Below are 16,636 nucleotides of genomic sequence, written 5' to 3'. Positions count from 1 at the left end.
GACCAGGACGTACTCCTCGCACGTCCTGCGTATGCAAAACATACGCAAAGTTCACACCGTGGGCTGTGGCCGGCAGTCCTCAGGGCTCTGCGTTTTCGCCGTGGCCATGGCTGGGAACGACCGAACTGCCGTTCTCAGGGAGGAGATGCAGGTGACCGTAGCGCACCCCGCGCTGGGTAATGACGCTATCGGTATAGGCCCGCATCGCCGTGACCGGCCCGCGCAGCACAGCGACTTCGAGGCAATCGTCGCCGGTCAAATGCACATGCATGCTAGCGATGGAAACGCCGTGATGGTGACCCTCGTCGGTCAGGCGGCGTGCCAAGTCGCGGATGCTGTGATTGTAGACATAGCTCAACGCCCCGTAGCAAGGAGCTGACCCGGCAGCCTCTGCCCGCTGGGGAGCAACCGCATCACGGACAAGGTCCCGGACAGCCTCGGACCGACTGCCATAGCCGCGTTGAACGCAGAGGCGATCAATGGCGAGCAGCAACTCGTCGTCAATCGTAATCGTGATGCGCTGCATGCCGGTCTCGTTGGCTGATCGGTGCCTTTGGTAAGGGCATGAAGAAGCGGTGGAAAGCCAAAGAGCCTACATCGTGACGTCCGCTTGTATGCCCGCACCGCTTGGAAGCAGACCAGCCGAAAACCACCCACCCCAGTTATCCCGACGGGCCTACCGGTGAGACTGACGCTGGCCGGAAGCGGTCCATCTGTTTTGATGGGGTACTTTTCAGAAATCGAACGTATCTCGAACAGCGCCCGCCCGGCGTACTGGCGATTGGCCTGTCGTCACAAGCTCGTCTGAACCCTTCGCCCTTTCGCGATGGAAACCCGATAATCAACACCTGCAGAGCTCCCACGAACTCTGTGTAACTAACTCCAATCACTCATCGCCATACGGATGGACGAGTTTCGCTGATCGCCCGTAAATCATCCGATAAATCGATCAAAACGTTCGATACGTTCCGTTGGTATGATCGATTGCCCGCGGCCATGATCGGGGCAGATCCAGCCCACGATGTGTTCGCACTATGTCCGCAGCAACCTCTTGCATGCCGCACAAGCTTGACCCGCGTCCCGTCCTGCCGGGCCTGATCCTATGCCTTGCGGTGACAGGCGCCGCCCTCGCTCTGGAGGAGGCCGAGGAGTATCTCTTTGGCCGGGCCTGGCTGGAGGCTCTCGTTCTCGCCATCGTGCTGGGCACGGCCGTCCGCACAGCTTGGAGCCCGGGTCAGCGCTACGTTCGCGGGATCGCGTTCGGTGCCAAGACCGTCCTGGAGATCGCCGTCGTCCTGCTCGGCGCCTCGCTGAGCCTGAGTACGCTACTGGCGGCGGGGCCCGGGCTGCTCATCGGCATCGCAGGGGTGGTAGCCCTCGCCATCGCCGGGAGTTACGGCATCGGCCGGGCCCTCGGGCTGGCCCCGCGCCTCGCCATCCTCGTCGCCTGCGGCAACTCGATCTGCGGAAACTCGGCGATCGCGGCGGCGGCCCCGGTGATAGGCGCGGACGGCGAGGACGTCGCCTCGTCCATCGCGTTCACCGCCGTGCTCGGAGTCCTCGTCGTCCTCGGCCTGCCCCTGCTCGTGCCGCTGCTCGGGCTCTCGCCGATGCAGTACGGCGTGCTCGCGGGGCTTACGGTCTATGCCGTGCCGCAGGTGTTGGCTGCTACGGCTCCGGTGGCGGCTCTCAGCGTTCAGGTCGGAACCCTGGTTAAGCTGGTCCGCGTGTTGATGCTCGGGCCGGTGGTGCTGGCCCTCTCGCTGGCGGTGAGCCGGCTGCGGGCGGCAACGGATGCGACCGTCCCTTCCCAGATGGTCGACGAGGGCCCCGCCCCTAGCCGAGTGCCGCTGCACCGGCTGGTGCCGTGGTTCATCCTCGCCTTCCTGACCCTGGCGGGGCTCCGCTCGGCGGGGCTTATTCCCGAGGCGGCCGTGCACCCCATGGCCGCGACGGCGAACGGGCTGACCATCGTGTCGATGGCGGCCCTCGGCCTAGGGGTCGATGTGCGCAGCGTCGTCAAGGCGGGACCCCGCGTCACCCTGGCGGTCGTCGCCTCGCTCGCCGCTCTGACCGCCGTGAGCCTCGGGTTGATCCGCCTGCTCGGCATCGCCTGAGAGCAGCCTGCCACTCGGCACATCCGAGTGCGTTGGACCCCAACCTTCTTCGAGAGAAACACCCGATGTCGAGCTTGGCTGAGCGGATGGCGCGCCTGATCGTTCATGGGGAGTACCCCTACAACGCCGAACCACCGCTATCCCGCCTACGGACCAGTTACCGGACCAGGGCGGACGATTTTTATGTCCGCTCCCACGGCGACCTGCCGGAGATCGACGCCGCTACATGGCGCCTGTCCGTCGATGGCGAGGGCATCGGCCCCCTCGATCTGTCCCTGGCAGATCTGCGCGCGCGTTTCCCCGAGGCGACCGTCACGGCCACGATGCAGTGCGCCGGCAACCGCCGCGCCGATATGCGGGCGGTGGCGCCGGTCTCGGGCGATCCCTGGGACGGTGGCGCCATCGGTACGGCGGACTGGACGGGTATCCGCCTCGGCGACGTCCTGAGGGCGGCAGGGGTGACGCCGGGAGCGGATCTCCATGTGGCCTTCGAGAGTCACGACGTGGTCGACGGCCGGCCCTACGGCGTCTCGATTCCCCTGGCCAAGGCGCTCGCCGACGAGACGATGCTGGCCTTCGCCATGAACGGGGCCCCGCTGCTGCCCGAGCACGGCTTCCCGGCCCGTGTCGTCGTGCCGGGCTTCGCGGGAGTGCGCAGCTCGAAATGGCTGCGGCGCATCACGGTGCAGGACCATCCGTCGGCCAGCTCGATGCAAGCCGATGACTACAAGCTGTTTCCGCCGGACGTGACAGCCGAGACCGCCGACCCGGCCCGAGGCCACACCATCGAGACGATGCCGCTCAACGCGGCGATCTGTGAGCCCCCGCGCGGGGCCCGGCTCACAGCGGGCGAGACCCCCGTCCGTGGGTACGCCATCGCGGGAGACCGGGCGGTCGTGCGGGTCGATGTCTCGGGCGATGGCGGGCGTTCCTGGCGCCAGGCCACGCTGGAACACGAGGCCGGCACACCCTTCGCCTGGACGTTCTGGGAGATCGTGCTGGACCTTCCGTCCGGCGAACACGAACTCGCGGTGCGCGCCTGGGACTCGGCCGGGCAGACACAGCCCGCGCAGCCGGACGACACGTGGAACTTCAAGGGCTACCTCAGCGCCTCGTGGCACCGTGTGCGGGTCGAGGTCGCCTGAGTTGCGAAGCCGGTCAGGAGGCAGCGTGGATCATGGCGAGCAGCGCATCGGCGGCGCGGCTGCGGTAACGCTCCTTGTGGCGCAGGACTTGGAAGGTCCGCGTCGGCAGTTCGAAGGGCACGGCGACGAGTGCGCCGGTCCGCAGCGCGGGTCCGACAACCGCTTCGGACAGTACGCTCGCGCCGGCCCCCGCCAGGACCGCGGCGAGGACGGCCTCGTTCGACGGCAGTTCCAGGGCAACGGCGAGCACATCCGGCGCGATACCCAAAGCAACGAGCGCCGCCTCGAAGGCGGAGCGGGTGCCCGATCCGGGCTCCCGCAGCACCCAGGAGGCCGACGCAAGGTCGGCTGATTTCGGCCGCGCGCATCCGGCCAACGGGTGGCCGGGCGAGACCACAAGCACCAGCCGGTCCTCGGCGATCGGCGTGCTCCCCAGGCTGGCGTCGTCGATCGCGCCTTCCACAAAAGCGAGTTCCGCGGTCCCCGCTCGCACCGCCTCGGCGGCCTCTGCCGTGTTCCCGATGCCGAGCCGCAGGGCGATGTCCGGGTAAGCCGCCCGGAAGGCGACGAGGTGCCGGGGGAGCCAGTGGCTTGCGATGGTTTGGCTCGCTCGAACGGCCAGCGTGCCGCGCCGCAGGCCGCTGAGGTCCGCCAGCACCAGTTCGGCCGCCTGGGCGCGGACGAGCACGGCGCGAGCTTCACCGAGAAAGACGCGGCCTGCCTCGGTCAACTCGATGCCCCGGCCGACCCGGTGGAACAGCTTGACGGCGTGTCGGGTCTCCAGCGCGTTGACGGCGGCGCTGACCGCCGACTGGACGAGATTCAAAGCCTCGGCTGCCCGGGTGACATGCTGGCGCTCGGCCACCGCCACGAAGATCCGCAACTGGTCGAGGGTCATGGCGTCTTGGGCTCAGCAGGGCCTGGGCTGACGGGGGAGAGGTAAGGCGGGGCCGTCGCGTCTCTATGCACACCCGACGCGCGCGTCACCGCGCACCGTCGCGTTGGCCCGAGATCTGCGCATCGACCGCCTGGGCGATCCGGAGCAGCCGCGCTTCGTCCGTGCGGGCGGTCACCACGTAAGACATGCCCGAATCGATCCACGAGAAGGCCGCCACGTCGTCCGCGCGGGCATAGCGAAACACGCCGCGCCCACCGGAGGGCCCGGCCCGGCTGTAGAGGGTCAAACGGGTGCCCCGGTCGTCGTCGTACATCAGCATGGCCGCCAGCCCGTCCCCGGCGGGGAGCAGGCGGCCGCCCATCAGCCGGAAACCCTGCGCCTGCAGATCCGGCACGGTGACAGGCCGCCCCAGTCGCGCGGTGAGCCACTGCACAAGGTCGGACGAGCCGTCGGCACGAACCTCGACCGGATGGGCGGCCTCGACCACGTAGGTGCGGAAGGCGGAGACGGCCGCCTGGGTCATCGATTCGGCGGGGGCGCCCGGGCCCGGCACGGAGCCGCGCCCGGCCCACCCGGCCACGCCGCCGAAAGCGAGCAGGAGTGCCGCCGCCACGTTCGTCCACCAGAGCGGGATGCCCATTCGGCGCGGAGCCGCGAGGTTCGCAATGCGCAGGCGGACGGGGATCGGCTCCTCCGCCACGGGCGCGAGCCGCGCCCGCAGGCGGTCCCGCACCTCCCGATCGGCGGCGACCCGGGCGGCCGCCTCCGGATGCGCGGCGAGCCACGCCTCGACGGCGGCACGGCGGCCCGGATCGAGCCGTCCATCCACGAGGGCGTGCAGGTCGTCCTCGCCGACGGGACGCGGGTCGGACGCGGTCATTTCACCCTCCGCAGATGCCCGGTGACGATCGTGGGGGCCAGATCGAGAAAGGCGCGCATCCGCCCCCGGGCCCGGCTGAGGCGCGACATCACCGTGCCGACGGGGACCGCGAGCACGGCGGCGACCTCGGCATAGGACATGTCCTCGACCGCGACGAGGAGCAGGACAGATCGCTGCTCCTCGGGAAGCGCGGCGATCCCATCAAGCACGTCCCGCGCGCCCAAAGCCGCCTCGGGATCGGCCCCCACGTCGGCGATCGTGTCCAGCGCCTCCACGCCGACCTCGATGCCCCGGCGGCGGCGGACGCCTTCGAGGTAGCGGTTGCGCAGGATCGCGAACAGCCACGCCCGCAGATCGCCCTTGCGGCGCTGCGGCCACGCGCGGATCGCCCGTTCCAGCGTGTCCTGAACGAGGTCGTCGGCCGCCTCACGCTGGCGCAGCAGCGCGGTCGCGTAGCGGCGCAGGGCCGGTATCTGCGGTTCGATCAGGACGGCGAGATCGTCCAAGGCGGTCTCCGGATCGGAGCGGTGGCCATGCTCGCGCCGCCACTCGGACAAGAGATGCCTGAAACGCCGGATCTATTCCGGGTTTCCATGTCAAAATCCGATCACGCATCCGTGATCGGCATGCCCGGTGCCGCGGGGAATATCTAGGCCCCGTCGGCATCTCTCACCGCGTGACCTCGACACTGCGGAAGACACCATGCGCGGAGCACCGACGGCGATCCTCATCACCCTGCTCATGGCCGGGGGTGCCTTGAGCGGCGGCATGATGATGCGCGCCGGGCATGCGGAGAGCGCCCCCGGCGGCTTCGATGCGATGATGGCCCAATCGATGGCCAGGATGCACGCGGACATGGCGGTGGCGCCGTCCGGCGACCCCGACCGGGACTTCGCCGCGATGATGATCCCGCACCATCAGGGCGCGATCGAGATGGCGAAGGCTGAACTCGCCTATGGCCGCGATCCGGTCCTGCGCCGGCTCGCGCAGGGCATCATCGTCGAGCAGGCGCAGGAGATCGAAGTCATGCGCCGCGCCCTGGCCGAGCGGCCGGTCACGCAAGCCGCGCCGCAGCAAATCCCGGCCCCTCACCATCACTGAGCGGATCGCCGCTCGCCATCCCACTCGTTAGCGCGAAGAGACCTTACGATGCGACACGTCATTCCGGCGGCCCTGCTGCTCGCCCTCCTCGGCGGAACCGCCCTCGCGGGTCAGGCACCGGGGTCCGCCTCGGCGCCGGACGTGCCGATCGGCCCCCGCGACCGGTTCTATACCTCGGACCAGTTCTCCAACACGGTCTCGGTGATCGATCCCACCGCCAACAAACTCCTCGGCGTGATCCGCCTCGGCGACACGACGCCCGCGAACCTGAGCCCGCTCTATCGCGGCCAACTCCTCGTCCATGGGATGGGCTTCTCGCCCGACCGCAAGACCCTGCTCGCCGTCTCGATCGGCTCGAACTCGATCAGCTTCATCGACACCGCCACCAACACGGTGCGCCACACGACCTATGTCGGCCGCTCGCCACACGAGGCGTTCTTCACACCGGATGGGCGCGAAGTTTGGGTGAGCGTACGCGGCGAGGACTACGTCGCGATCCTCGACGCAGGGACCGGCAAGGAGACCGGCCGGATAACCGTGCCGAACGGGCCCGGCATGACGATCTTCTCGCCCGACGGACGCTACGGCTACGTCTGTTCCAGCTTCAGCCCCGAGACGGTCGCCATCGATGTGAAGAGCCGCGAGATCGTCGGGCGGATTAAGCAGGAGAGCCCGTTCTGCCCCGACATCGCGGCGACGCCGGACGGCAAGCAGGTGTGGTTCACCCTCAAGGACGTCGGCCGTGTCCAGGTGTTCGAGGCCACGCCGCCCTTCAAGGTGCTCAAGACCATCGAGACGGGCCCGATCACCAACCACGTCAACATCGCGCGCACGAAGGCCGGGCAGTTCGCCTACGTGACGATCGGCGGCCTGAACGAAGTGAAGGTGTTCCGCACCGACGACTTCACGCAGGTCGCGACTATCCCCACCGGTGCGCTTCCCCACGGCCTCTGGCCCTCAGGCGACGGATCGCGGATCTATGTCGGCCTGGAGAATGCCGATGCGGTCGCGGTGATCGGCACGGGCAGCAACGCCGTCATCGCCACGATCCCGATCGGCCAGGGGCCTCAGGGCGTCGCCTACGTTCCGGAAGCGGTGCCGGCGGGGGCCGGCGCGCCGAACCTCCAGCCGCTGGGCGTGGCGGGCCAATCGAGCACGCTGACGCTGGCCGGGCCGGACGGCAAAACGGCCACGCAGGTGACGCTGTTCGACCAGGGCGTGTTGCAAACCCTGCAAGCGGCGGTGACCGGCCTCACGCCGAAGAAGCCCTACGTCCTGGCCCTGTCTGCTGATCCGAAGGGCACCGGGACCGTGGAGCCGCTCGCGGCCTTCATGACGAACCCGGCGGGCGCGGCCATCGTCAACGCCGTCGGCCCGATCCGGCAGGTGACGCAGATCGCCGATGCGGCCGCCCGGCGCAGCCTCGTCATCGTCGAGGGCAAGCCCGGCGAGACCGGCGCGACGGTCCAGACGCAGGCGCCGCAGTGACGAGAGGAGGGGCGGTCGCAGGACCGCCCCCCCATTTCGAGCCTCAATAGGTGTCGGTGAGGTAGGCGGCGATGGCCTTGGCCTGCGCCTCGTCGATCGGCGCGTGGTAGACCTTGACCATCTTGGTCACCTCGGACTCCCAGAAGGCCGCGCCTTTGCCCGGCGGCTGCATGGCGATGTAGTCCGGCGAGTGGCAGACGAGGCAGTTCGCCTGGGCCGCCTCGAAGCCCTCCGCGTGTGTGCCGGCCTTCGGCGCCCGCAGGGTCGCGGTCGGCTCCGGCACCTCGTAGGATTTCGGCGCGGCGAGGGCTGTGCCGGCCGCGAGGGCGAGGGCCGCCGTCAGGGCGAGGGTGATGCGGGTCATTCTCGTCACTCCCTCAGGCCGCGCGCACGCGGGTGGTCTCGACCACGTTGCGCAGGTACCCGGCCGGGTTCCAGCGCGGCTCCGTCGGCTGGCTCACCCCGTCGTTGCCCGTGGCCCGCACCCGGATCGCGTGCGCCCCCGGCGTCAGGTCGACAGCGAGGGTCCAGGGCCGGAAGGCGTGGGGGCCGAGATCCTGCCCGAGTTGCGCCTCCGTCCAGGTCTTGCCGTCATCGGTGGAGACCGCCACCGATCTGATCCCGGAACCACCGTCGAAGGCGATGCCGCGCAAGGGCGTGCGCCCGACCTTCACGTCCGCCCCGTCGGTCAGGTTGGTGAGGAAGGAGCGCACGGTGAAGCGGTTGATCGGCACCGTCTTGTCCGCCGCCTTGCCGGGTTGCGTGCAGGCGCAGTCGTTGTCGGGGATGCGATAGGCCTTCTGCATCCAGAAGCCGTCGAAGGGTTTGTCGAGCACGCTGATGCTTTCCAGGTGCTTGACCCAGTAGGTGCCGTAGAAGCCCGGCACGACGAGGCGCAGGGGATAGCCGTTGAGCCAGGGCAGGTCCTGCCCGTTCATGCCCCAGGCGAGCATCACCTGCCCATCGCGGGCGTGGTCGAGCTTGAGCGACTTGGCGAAGTCCGGCGTCTCGGGGATCACGGGGCCGTCGAGGCCGGTGAAGGCGACCTCGACGGCGCCCGCTTTCACCCCGGCCTTGTCGAGCACCGCCTTCAGCGGAACGCCGGTCCAGCGGGCGCAGCCCATCGCGCCGTTGGCGAGCTGCCCCCCGGCCATGCGCGGTTCGAAGAAGCCGCGAGAGTTGCCCGAGCACTGGTTGACCGCGACGATCTCCGTCGTCGGCATCGCCTTCAAGTCGGCGAGCGAGAGCGAGATCTCCTTCTCGACATGCCCCTTGATCGCGACCCGGTAGGTCTCGGGATCGATCTCGGTCGGGATGTCGGCGAGATGGTAGCGGACGAAGAACGCGTCGTTGGGCGTGATCGCGCCCTCGTCGAACACCGGGAACGGGGTCTCCAGCTGCGGCGGGCGCGCGGTCATCTGGAGCAGCGGGCGCTTGCCCGGATAGGCCACCAGGGGCCGTTCGCCGTTGCCGAAGGGCAGCGTGGCTGTCTCACCCGCGAGCGCCCGCAGCGGAGCGAGGCTGCCGCCGCCGAGGCCCGCCAGGGCCGTGAGGCCCGCGCGCCTGATGAGATCCCGTCTGTCGAGCATGCGAAAGTCCTCCCGTCCGCGCGCGGCTCCGGTGGCCGGGCCCGCGCTGTGCGGAGGAGGAGACGCATGGCGCCCCCGGTCTATTCGCGGCGGATCGAAATAAATTCCGTCTTCGCCCCTCAGCCGGCGCAGGGGCGCTCCGGGAAGCCGCTAGCCCGGTCCAGGGCGATGCGCAGGCGGTCGGTCGTGTCCGGCGCGGTGAGCAGGGTAGCAGCCTCGGCCAGCAGGGCGAACCGCTCGGTCGGCACCGTCTCGGACAGGAGGACGTAGTGGCGTCCCTCGCTGCCCCAGCGGGCCAGACGCAGGCCGCGGCTGCTTTCCGCGATTGCCAGACCGGCCTGGGCAGGCGCCGGCCCGCTCCAGAGGGCCAAGCGGCAGCCATGGCGCCCCTCGTATCCGGCCAGGCGACCGGCCGGACCGTCGTTAGGGGACAGGTAGACCAAGCGGAAGCCGGCTACCCCGAGATCGAGGGGGAAGCCACGCAAGCCACCCGCGAGCCGCACGTCGTTCGCGGGCGAGCCCGCCGCCCTCCAGGCGGCGAAGGCCGCACGCGCGGGGTCGGCCGGGGGCCGGGACGCCATCACCAGCCACCCGGCACCGACGAGGACGGCCAAGGCCGCAGCGCAGGCCCATCCGAGGGATGCGCGAGCGATGGACGCGCGCCGGGGCTGCACGACCGCCGCCTTCACGCCCTGCTTCAGCCGGGTCAGGGTCGCGACCCGCGCAGCCAGGACCGGGTCCCGGGCTAGCGACTCCGCGACCTCGTGCCGGCTCCGCGCATCGAGCTCCCCATCGACATAGGCATTAAGGGTCTCCCAGCGCATCACGGCACCTCGCTCCCATCGGATGACCCGGCGATCCGGTGCAGCATGATCCTCCTCGCCCTGTGCAGTCGGCTCATGACCGTGCCAATGGGAATACCGAGCCGTTCGGCGGTCTCCCGGTAGCTCAAGCCTTCGACATCCACGCAAGTCACGACAGACCGGCAGGGTGCATCGAGGGCGGCGAAGGCTTGGCGCACGGCGATGGCCTCGATCAGGCGGTCGTCGAACCCCTCGTCGGGCCAATCGAGGAGATCGTCCTCGTTGCGGATGCGGGACCGGCGGATCCGGTCGATCCAGGCGTGGCGCACGATCTGGAACAGGTAGGCGCGGGCCGCGCGAGGCTCACGGGGAGTCGTCCGCGTGGAGAGCGCCTTGAGAGCGCTCTGCTGCATCAGGTCACGTGCGGCGTCAGGCTCGCGCGTCAGGGTCAACGCGTAGCGATACAGGCGCGGCCATGCGTCGACGAGGTGCTGACCGATGGACCGCATCCTGAGGCGTCATCCTCCCTGCACTCCATAGCACAACGATACATGGCACACCGACTCGCGACGTTCGTCGGTGACCGTGGATGACCGGAGGCCTCACATCACAGCAATGCTGATCGATGCGTTGCTGCCGCCGAACAATCGATGCCAAGCTTGCATGTCTGCTCTCAGGCATCGTGAGGATGCGGTTGTATGACCGGGATGGGCGCAAAGCCGATCGTCCGCTTTCCTGCGGCGAGTTGCTCTCGCCCTTTGAGGAGGAGCCGGCCTGGCCGGGAGGTTCAGCGCTCCCTGCCCGCTTGTACGACGGCTCGCTTGCGCACAGGCATCGCGTGCAACGCGTTGCACGGAGGCAGATCGGATGCGGGCGGCCACGCGATGCCACGGAACGGCGGGAAACCCTCGTACTGATCGGCGTGACCGCCAGCACCGTTCAGCATGCCCGGTCCGGTTAAACGTCCTTGTGGCTCCGCGAAGGACCGGATTGATCGCTCTGGCTTGTCCCGCCATGAAATATTAAAGGCAGTCTGATAGGCGAAGAACACCAACCGATGGTACGAAAGGTGGTCGTGGATCCACCACGCAAAACGCATCCAGTCGCCCGGTTCACGCACTCGATCCAGCAACCAGGGCACCACAACGCACGCGCACGCCCCTGCGTTGCCATTCCTATCCCGGACGTCCCAAATATGATCGGCAAAGGTGTTCTCGTTGGAGGCACATTTCAGCCGCCGCCTGCTGCCGAAGCCATTGAGTTCCGGCGAGCGGTAACCCGAGCGGATGTGGATGCGCCCGAAAGTGTCCTGTATCGGTTCAAGAAGGTGCTCGCAAAGCTGGCGGCCAGTGTGAACGGCTAAATCGACGTCGCTTGGCACATTGCGGATGCCATAGAATGCGCCGATTTCACTGTGCAGAAAGTCTCGCAGGAAGAATGATTTTGAAAGTCTAATTCTACCTAGATTTTCTAGATGCCAGAATTTGTTGATCATCTCTCCGATCCTTTGCCAATCGAGAGATGATTGTACCGTTTCTTTGGCATCTAATCAAATTATACATAACCAGCAAGCGCTTAGGCTGCGTCATCTCTCGTGTGAAGATGCCTAAGACAAAGGCCTGGAAAGCTGATCTTCTCGTTTTCTGCCGCTAGCGTGGCGGGGCGAAGCCCCGATCCGTAGTGGCTTTCCGTGCCTCCGCCCGACCAACCCCCCAACGCGCGAACACGGTCCGCCGAGATGTCCGCCTCTCGAAGCGCGTCTCGGTAGTTGTGCCGGAAAGAGTGGAAACTAGTCCGCGGCGCCTTGGCGCCTGCTTTCGCAAGGAAGTGTGCGAACCACTTCGAAAGGTTGTCGCTGATGTAGCCCGACGCCTTGGCTGCCCTAAGCTCGGGGAAAAGTCTCACCTCGCCCCGTGTGGCTACCTCACGATGATAGGTCAGCAATCCGCAGCGGACCAACTCAGGATGTATGGGCAGTATGCGCTCGCCAGCCGCAGTCTTGACGCGTCTCGTCCCGGCGTCGTCGGATCGGACGACGATTACGTCAACGCCGTCCCGGTTCTCAATATCTTCCACGTGAAGCTGGCAAATCTCGTTCATTCGCATGCCGGTGAACAGCGAGATCAGCGGCACCCAGAAGCGACCGCGGCGGATCAAGTTCGGTCCCAGCTTGGCGTAACCCCCCTCATCGTCGAGGCAGCCCCGGTACAGCGGCGCGTCGAAGATCTTGATGAGCTGCGCCGTCGAGAACGGCCGCCTCCGATCCTTGGCGGCCACCCCATCCGATCCGACTGAGAAGTGCTTGGCGGGGTTGTCGTCTCGCCAACCACGCGAGATGGCAAATTCCATGAGGGCGGAGAAGGCAGCCAGGTAGGAAGATGCTGTGAGGCGGTTCACCGGCTCGAGCCCAGATGCCGCGGCCATCTCCGCTGCCTCGACCGAGCTCAACCCGGGGAAGCGTTTGCTCGCATTGGTGGGCAACTTGGTCAGGAGATCGACCAAACCTCCGACATCACCACGCCCGATCGCCTTTATGTCTCTGCCTCCGCCAAATACTTCCTCGAATAGGCGGGCTTGAGCCTCGCCCTTAAGCTTCGATTTAGGGGAGAGCTTCGCCCGAGCGGGCTCAGCCTTGTGCCTCCTGATAAGCTCAGAGAGGCTGACGATCCGTGCAACGGGTTGCACCAGAGGCATGCCGTCGGCACGGACTTCGGCGAACAGATCGTCGCCCGCCCGCTTAGAGTAATCTCCGGTAGCTTCTCGTAATGCGCGCCGGGTCTGCTCGAGCATTCCTCTTCGCAGCAGCTCAGCGAGGTCCAGTAGCTCGCGCGCCCTCGGATCTATTTCGAAGCCATGCTGGATGAGGAGGCGTCGCGCCGCATCCTGCGATTGCCTCAGGCAATCCTCATCGTCATGGTCGTTGAGGATAGCTTCCTGATGCTCCAAGTCCTCGCGGACCTCCGAGGGTAAGAGGTGCGGCTTGAGCATAGAGGGCGTGCGAACCCGTTTCCGTTCGGCTTCGTGAAACCATTCAAGAGCCATGGACTGCATCTCGGAGCGGGAGAGTGCTCTGATAGGCGACGGGGCAAGGCGCCGCCGTGCAGCGTCGATCTCGGCATCGATCCGAATGCATTCAAAACGCAGGAGGCGCCGGGCCTCCGCGGGGTCACGGGTTTTCAGGGACTTCCGAAACTCCCGCTGCTTGATAAGCCCGGCGGCTCGAATGGCATCCGGGACCTTGACCCGCACGTACCAAATGCCGCCGCGCAGCTGCAAACGAGGATCTTTTCTGGCCACGGGTTCGAGAGCCCTGGTGTACCACTCTGGTGTACCAGGCTACGCCCAAAGCCCGCTATCGGGCAATGGGTTATTGCTATCCCAACAGGTTAGAAAAACCTGGTGGAGCTGAGGGGATTCGAACCCCTGACCTCCGCAGTGCGATTGCGGCGCTCTCCCATCTGAGCTACAGCCCCGTCGAGGCGCCGGCCTTGTAGGCTTGGGCGCCTCGCCCTGTCAATTCCCGAATCTCGCGTCGCGGCACCCCAGCGCGGGAGGCCCGGTCGCGAGGCGCCCGAGGACATCAGAACCGCGCATGTACGCCCTCTTCTGGCTCATCAACACGATCATCCAGCTCTACATCTACGTGCTGATCGCGAGCGCCGTGCTGAGCTGGCTCGTGGCCTTCAACGTCGTGAACGTGCGCAACCCCATCGTGGCTCAGATCGGCGAGGTGCTCTACCGGCTGACGGAGCCCGTGCTGCGGCCGATCCGCAACATCCTGCCGAACCTCGGCGGCGTCGACATCTCGCCCGTGATCCTGATCCTCATCCTGCTCTTCGTGCAGAAGCTGATCACCGTCGATCTCGCGCAGGCGATGATCTGACCCTCCGGTCGCCCGCCGCCCGAACCGCCACCAGGACGACCCGCCCGCCATGAAGACCAATCCCGGCCGCTTCTTCGAGGATTTCCGCCTCGGCGAGACCATCCGCCACGCGACGCCCCGCACCGTGAGCACCGGCGACGTCGCCCTCTACACCGCCCTCTACGGGCCGCGCTTCGCCGTGCAGTCCTCGGACGCCTTCGCGCGGGCGATCGGCTACCCGCGGAGCCCGCTCGACGACCTCCTCACCTTCCACGTGGTGTTCGGCAAGACGGTGCCGGACATCTCGCTCAACGCGCTCGCCAATCTCGGCTACGCCGAGGGCGGCTTCCGGCGTCCGGTCTACCCGGGCGAGACCCTCTCCACCGTCTCCGAGGTGATCGGCCTCAAGGAGAGCTCCAACCGGCAGACGGGCGTCGTCTACGTGCGCTCGGTAGGCTCGGACGAGCGCGGCGAGACCGTGCTGAGCTATTGCCGCTGGGTGCTGGTGCGCAAGCGCGACCCCGAGGCCGCGATCGCCGAGGAGCGCGTGCCGAGCCTCGCCAAGGTGGTGGACCCGGCCGACCTCGCGGGCGCCCTGCCCCGGATCGACCCGGCCGCCTACGACCTCGACCTCGCCGGCAGCCCCCACCGCTTCGGCGACTATGCCAAGGGCGAGCGCATCGACCACGTCGACGGCATGACCGTCGAGGAGGCCGAGCACCAGATCGCCACCCGCCTGTTCCAGAACACCGCCAAGGTGCACTTCGACGCCCACGCCACCAAGGAGACGCGGTTCGGCCGGCGGCTGATCTACGGCGGCCACGTCATCTCGCTCGCCCGGGCGCTCAGCTTCAACGGGCTCGCCAACGCCTTCGCGCTGGCGGGCATCAACGCCGGGCGCCACGTCGCGCCGCTGTTTGCGGGCGACACCGTCTATGCCTGGAGCGAGGTGCTCGACACCGCGGATGCCGGGCGCGACGACGTCGGCCTGCTGCGCCTGCGCACGGTGGCCACGAAGAACCAGCCCTGCGGCGCCCACCCGGACAGGCAGGGCGACGGCCCGGGAGACGCCTACGACCCGGCCGTGATCCTCGATCTCGACTACTGGGCCTTCATGCCGAAATGAGGCGCCCTACCCCACCCCGATCAGGCCGGCCACGGCCTGCCGGAGGGGGTTGGCGGGGTCGGCGAGCAGGCGCAGCGCCATCGCGCAGGCGATGGTGACGAGGAGCGGCCGGATCAGCCGGGCGCCGAGGCGCACGGCGAGGACCGAGCCGATCTGCGCGCCCGTGAAGGCGCCCACCGCCATGGCGAGGCCGATGGGCCAGACCACGTGGCCGCCGAGGGCGAACAGGCCGAGGCTGCCGAGGTTGCTCGCGGCGTTGGCGAGCTTGGTGTGGGCGGTCGCCCGCACCACACCGAGGCCGAGGAGCGTCACGAAGCCGATCATGTAGAACGAGCCGGCGCCGGGCCCGAACACCCCGTCGTAGAAGCCGATCGCGGGGGCGAAGGTCAGCGCGAAGGTGCCCGGCCCGATCCGGGCGGTGGCGTCCTCGTTGCTCATCCGCCGCGCGGTGGCGAAGTAGACGGCGATGCCCACGAGGAGCATCGGCACCGCCGCGTTGAGGAAGTTCCGCGGCAGCAGGCTGACGCAGAGCGCGCCGAGGATCGAGGCCGCCCCCGCGGCGGCCGCCGCCGGCACCGCCTCCCGCCAGCGGATCAGCCCGCGCCGGGCGAAGGCGACGGTGGCCGAGGTGGAGCCGGCGCTGCCCTGCAGCTTGTTGGTGCCGAGCGCGCTGACCGGGTCGAGGCCCGCGAGCAACAGGGCCGGCATGGTGATGAGCCCGCCGCCGCCCGCGATGGCGTCGACGCACCCCGCCGCCACCGCGACCCCGAACAGGGCCGCGATCAGCCCGACATCGACACCGAAGATCATCACCCGTCCCGTCCGCGCCAGCCCGCATGGTTCGCCGGCATCGATGCGCGCCCCCGGGGCGCAGGTTCGCCGGGGCGCGGAACCCTGCGGCGGGACCCCCCGTGGGATCGTCACGGCACGACGCGGGACCCGCGCCGTCGCCGGGACGATCCCGTCAGTTGCGAACGACGACCTTGGTGCCGATCCGCGCGCGGTCGTAGAGGTCGACCACGTCCTTGTTCGTCATGCGGATGCAGCCGGAGGACACCGCGGCGCCCATCGTCTCCGGCTCGTTCGAGCCGTGGATGCGGTAGAGCGAGGAGCCGAGGTAGAGGGCGCGGGCGCCGAGGGGGTTGTCCTGGCCGCCCGCCATATAGCGGGGCAGGTCCGGGCGGCGGGCGAGCATCTGCGCCGGCGGGCGCCAGGCCGGCCACTCCTTCTTCATGGTGACCGTCTTCACGCCCGACCACGAGAAGCCCTGGCGGCCGACCCCGACGCCGTAGCGGATCGCGGCCCCGCCCCCGAGCACGTAGTAGAGCCGGCGCTGGCTCGTGGACACCACGATGGTGCCGGCCTTCTCCGAGCCCGTCCAGGCCACCGTCTCGCGAGGGATCGCCTGCGTCCGGAAGATGTTCATGAAGTCGGCGATCGGCCCGCTGTCGAACGGGTTGGCGGCCCGGGCGGGGGCGGCGCCGAGCGCGAGGCCCGCGGTGAGAATCGCGGCCGCTGCGATGCGACGGTTCGACATGGGCTCCTCCTGGTCGGGGCTGCGGCGGGGCGCGGTCCGGCGGCATCGGGGCCGCTCCGACCTTGCGCGGTCTCGCCGCTGACGGCCATC

The 16,636-nt window shown here is 68.3% G+C and carries 18 protein-coding genes and 1 tRNA gene; 6 read left to right on the top strand and 13 right to left on the bottom strand.

From position 1 onward, the window contains the following. Positions 1 to 79: 79 nt before the first annotated feature. Positions 80 to 526 carry a nickel-responsive transcriptional regulator NikR gene (gene nikR / locus ACLBXP_RS18135; RefSeq protein WP_447669150.1) on the bottom strand — a complete coding sequence of 149 codons (447 nt, stop codon included), beginning with the start codon at positions 524 to 526 and terminating at the stop codon, positions 80 to 82. Positions 527 to 1,055: 529 nt separating this feature from the next. Between nikR and ACLBXP_RS18130 the strand changes: the two genes are divergently transcribed. Both ACLBXP_RS18130 and ACLBXP_RS18125 read left to right on the top strand, forming a co-directional pair. After that, a complete protein-coding gene (locus ACLBXP_RS18130; RefSeq protein WP_447669149.1) occupies positions 1,056 to 2,117 on the top strand; it encodes a YeiH family protein in 1,062 nt (353 codons plus the stop codon). A 65-nt stretch (positions 2,118 to 2,182) separates the two neighbouring features. Beyond that, complete coding sequence (locus ACLBXP_RS18125; protein ID WP_447669148.1) at positions 2,183 to 3,262, top strand: molybdopterin-dependent oxidoreductase; 1,080 nt, start codon at positions 2,183 to 2,185, stop codon at positions 3,260 to 3,262. Between the two features lie 13 nt (positions 3,263 to 3,275). On the opposite strand, the gene ACLBXP_RS18120 is transcribed toward ACLBXP_RS18125, so the two are convergent. The 3 genes from ACLBXP_RS18120 to ACLBXP_RS18110 all read right to left on the bottom strand — a co-directional run bounded on the left by ACLBXP_RS18120 (position 3,276) and on the right by ACLBXP_RS18110 (position 5,546). Further along, on the bottom strand, positions 3,276 to 4,160 hold the full coding sequence (locus ACLBXP_RS18120) for a LysR family transcriptional regulator (protein ID WP_447669147.1): 885 nt from the start codon (positions 4,158 to 4,160) through the stop codon (positions 3,276 to 3,278). Positions 4,161 to 4,245: 85 nt separating this feature from the next. After that, positions 4,246 to 5,040 carry an anti-sigma factor family protein gene (locus ACLBXP_RS18115; RefSeq protein WP_447669146.1) on the bottom strand — a complete coding sequence of 265 codons (795 nt, stop codon included), beginning with the start codon at positions 5,038 to 5,040 and terminating at the stop codon, positions 4,246 to 4,248. Beyond that, positions 5,037 to 5,546, bottom strand: a complete 510-nt coding sequence (locus tag ACLBXP_RS18110; RefSeq protein ID WP_447669145.1) for an RNA polymerase sigma factor — start codon at positions 5,544 to 5,546, stop codon at positions 5,037 to 5,039. The genes ACLBXP_RS18115 and ACLBXP_RS18110 overlap by 4 nt, the downstream gene beginning before the upstream one ends. A gap of 196 nt (positions 5,547 to 5,742) precedes the next feature. Between ACLBXP_RS18110 and copM the strand changes: the two genes are divergently transcribed. Together copM and ACLBXP_RS18100 are read left to right on the top strand one after the other, a co-directional pair. Continuing rightward, positions 5,743 to 6,141 (top strand): CopM family metallochaperone, encoded by a 399-nt coding sequence (copM, locus tag ACLBXP_RS18105; protein ID WP_447669144.1) that lies wholly within the window; start codon positions 5,743 to 5,745, stop codon positions 6,139 to 6,141. Between the two features lie 48 nt (positions 6,142 to 6,189). Next, positions 6,190 to 7,629 (top strand): YncE family protein, encoded by a 1,440-nt coding sequence (locus ACLBXP_RS18100; protein WP_447669143.1) that lies wholly within the window; start codon positions 6,190 to 6,192, stop codon positions 7,627 to 7,629. A 43-nt stretch (positions 7,630 to 7,672) separates the two neighbouring features. Here ACLBXP_RS18100 and sorB read toward each other — a convergent pair whose 3' ends face one another. The 7 genes from sorB to ACLBXP_RS18065 form a co-directional block, all read right to left on the bottom strand. Further along, on the bottom strand, positions 7,673 to 7,993 hold the full coding sequence (gene sorB, locus ACLBXP_RS18095; protein ID WP_447669142.1) for a SorB family sulfite dehydrogenase c-type cytochrome subunit: 321 nt from the start codon (positions 7,991 to 7,993) through the stop codon (positions 7,673 to 7,675). Positions 7,994 to 8,006: 13 nt separating this feature from the next. Continuing rightward, positions 8,007 to 9,218: a SorA family sulfite dehydrogenase catalytic subunit gene (gene sorA / locus ACLBXP_RS18090; protein ID WP_447669141.1), complete on the bottom strand. Its 1,212-nt coding sequence runs from the start codon at positions 9,216 to 9,218 to the stop codon at positions 8,007 to 8,009. A gap of 119 nt (positions 9,219 to 9,337) precedes the next feature. Next, entirely contained in the window at positions 9,338 to 10,042 is a 705-nt protein-coding gene (locus tag ACLBXP_RS18085) for an anti-sigma factor family protein (protein ID WP_447669282.1), read from the bottom strand. After that, positions 10,042 to 10,530 (bottom strand): RNA polymerase sigma factor, encoded by a 489-nt coding sequence (locus ACLBXP_RS18080; protein ID WP_447669140.1) that lies wholly within the window; start codon positions 10,528 to 10,530, stop codon positions 10,042 to 10,044. Before ACLBXP_RS18080 ends, ACLBXP_RS18085 begins: the two co-directional genes overlap by 1 nt. Before the next feature lie 278 nt (positions 10,531 to 10,808). Continuing rightward, entirely contained in the window at positions 10,809 to 11,516 is a 708-nt protein-coding gene (locus tag ACLBXP_RS18075) for a hypothetical protein (RefSeq protein ID WP_447669139.1), read from the bottom strand. Between the two features lie 80 nt (positions 11,517 to 11,596). After that, the gene (locus ACLBXP_RS18070; protein WP_447669138.1) at positions 11,597 to 13,318 is read right to left on the bottom strand and encodes a DUF6538 domain-containing protein; all 1,722 of its coding nucleotides are present in this window, start codon (positions 13,316 to 13,318) and stop codon (positions 11,597 to 11,599) included. Positions 13,319 to 13,418: 100 nt separating this feature from the next. After that, a tRNA-Ala gene (locus ACLBXP_RS18065) sits at positions 13,419 to 13,494 on the bottom strand. 119 nt (positions 13,495 to 13,613) lie between these two features. Between ACLBXP_RS18065 and ACLBXP_RS18060 the strand changes: the two genes are divergently transcribed. Together ACLBXP_RS18060 and ACLBXP_RS18055 are read left to right on the top strand one after the other, a co-directional pair. Beyond that, the gene (locus ACLBXP_RS18060) at positions 13,614 to 13,904 is read left to right on the top strand and encodes a YggT family protein (protein ID WP_447669137.1); all 291 of its coding nucleotides are present in this window, start codon (positions 13,614 to 13,616) and stop codon (positions 13,902 to 13,904) included. Positions 13,905 to 13,953: 49 nt separating this feature from the next. Then, on the top strand, positions 13,954 to 15,009 hold the full coding sequence (locus ACLBXP_RS18055) for a MaoC family dehydratase (RefSeq protein WP_447669136.1): 1,056 nt from the start codon (positions 13,954 to 13,956) through the stop codon (positions 15,007 to 15,009). Between the two features lie 6 nt (positions 15,010 to 15,015). Here the strand turns inward: ACLBXP_RS18055 and ACLBXP_RS18050 are convergent, their stop codons facing one another. Both ACLBXP_RS18050 and ACLBXP_RS18045 read right to left on the bottom strand, forming a co-directional pair. After that, entirely contained in the window at positions 15,016 to 15,819 is an 804-nt protein-coding gene (locus ACLBXP_RS18050) for a TSUP family transporter (protein ID WP_447669135.1), read from the bottom strand. A gap of 154 nt (positions 15,820 to 15,973) precedes the next feature. Next, positions 15,974 to 16,546, bottom strand: a complete 573-nt coding sequence (locus tag ACLBXP_RS18045; protein WP_447669134.1) for a L,D-transpeptidase — start codon at positions 16,544 to 16,546, stop codon at positions 15,974 to 15,976. Positions 16,547 to 16,636: the final 90 nt, after the last annotated feature.

The sequence above is a fragment of the Methylobacterium sp. A54F genome (genome assembly GCF_053346035.1).
Note: the sequence above shows the minus strand (reverse complement) of the source record. Positions and strands in the feature narration are given on the sequence as shown.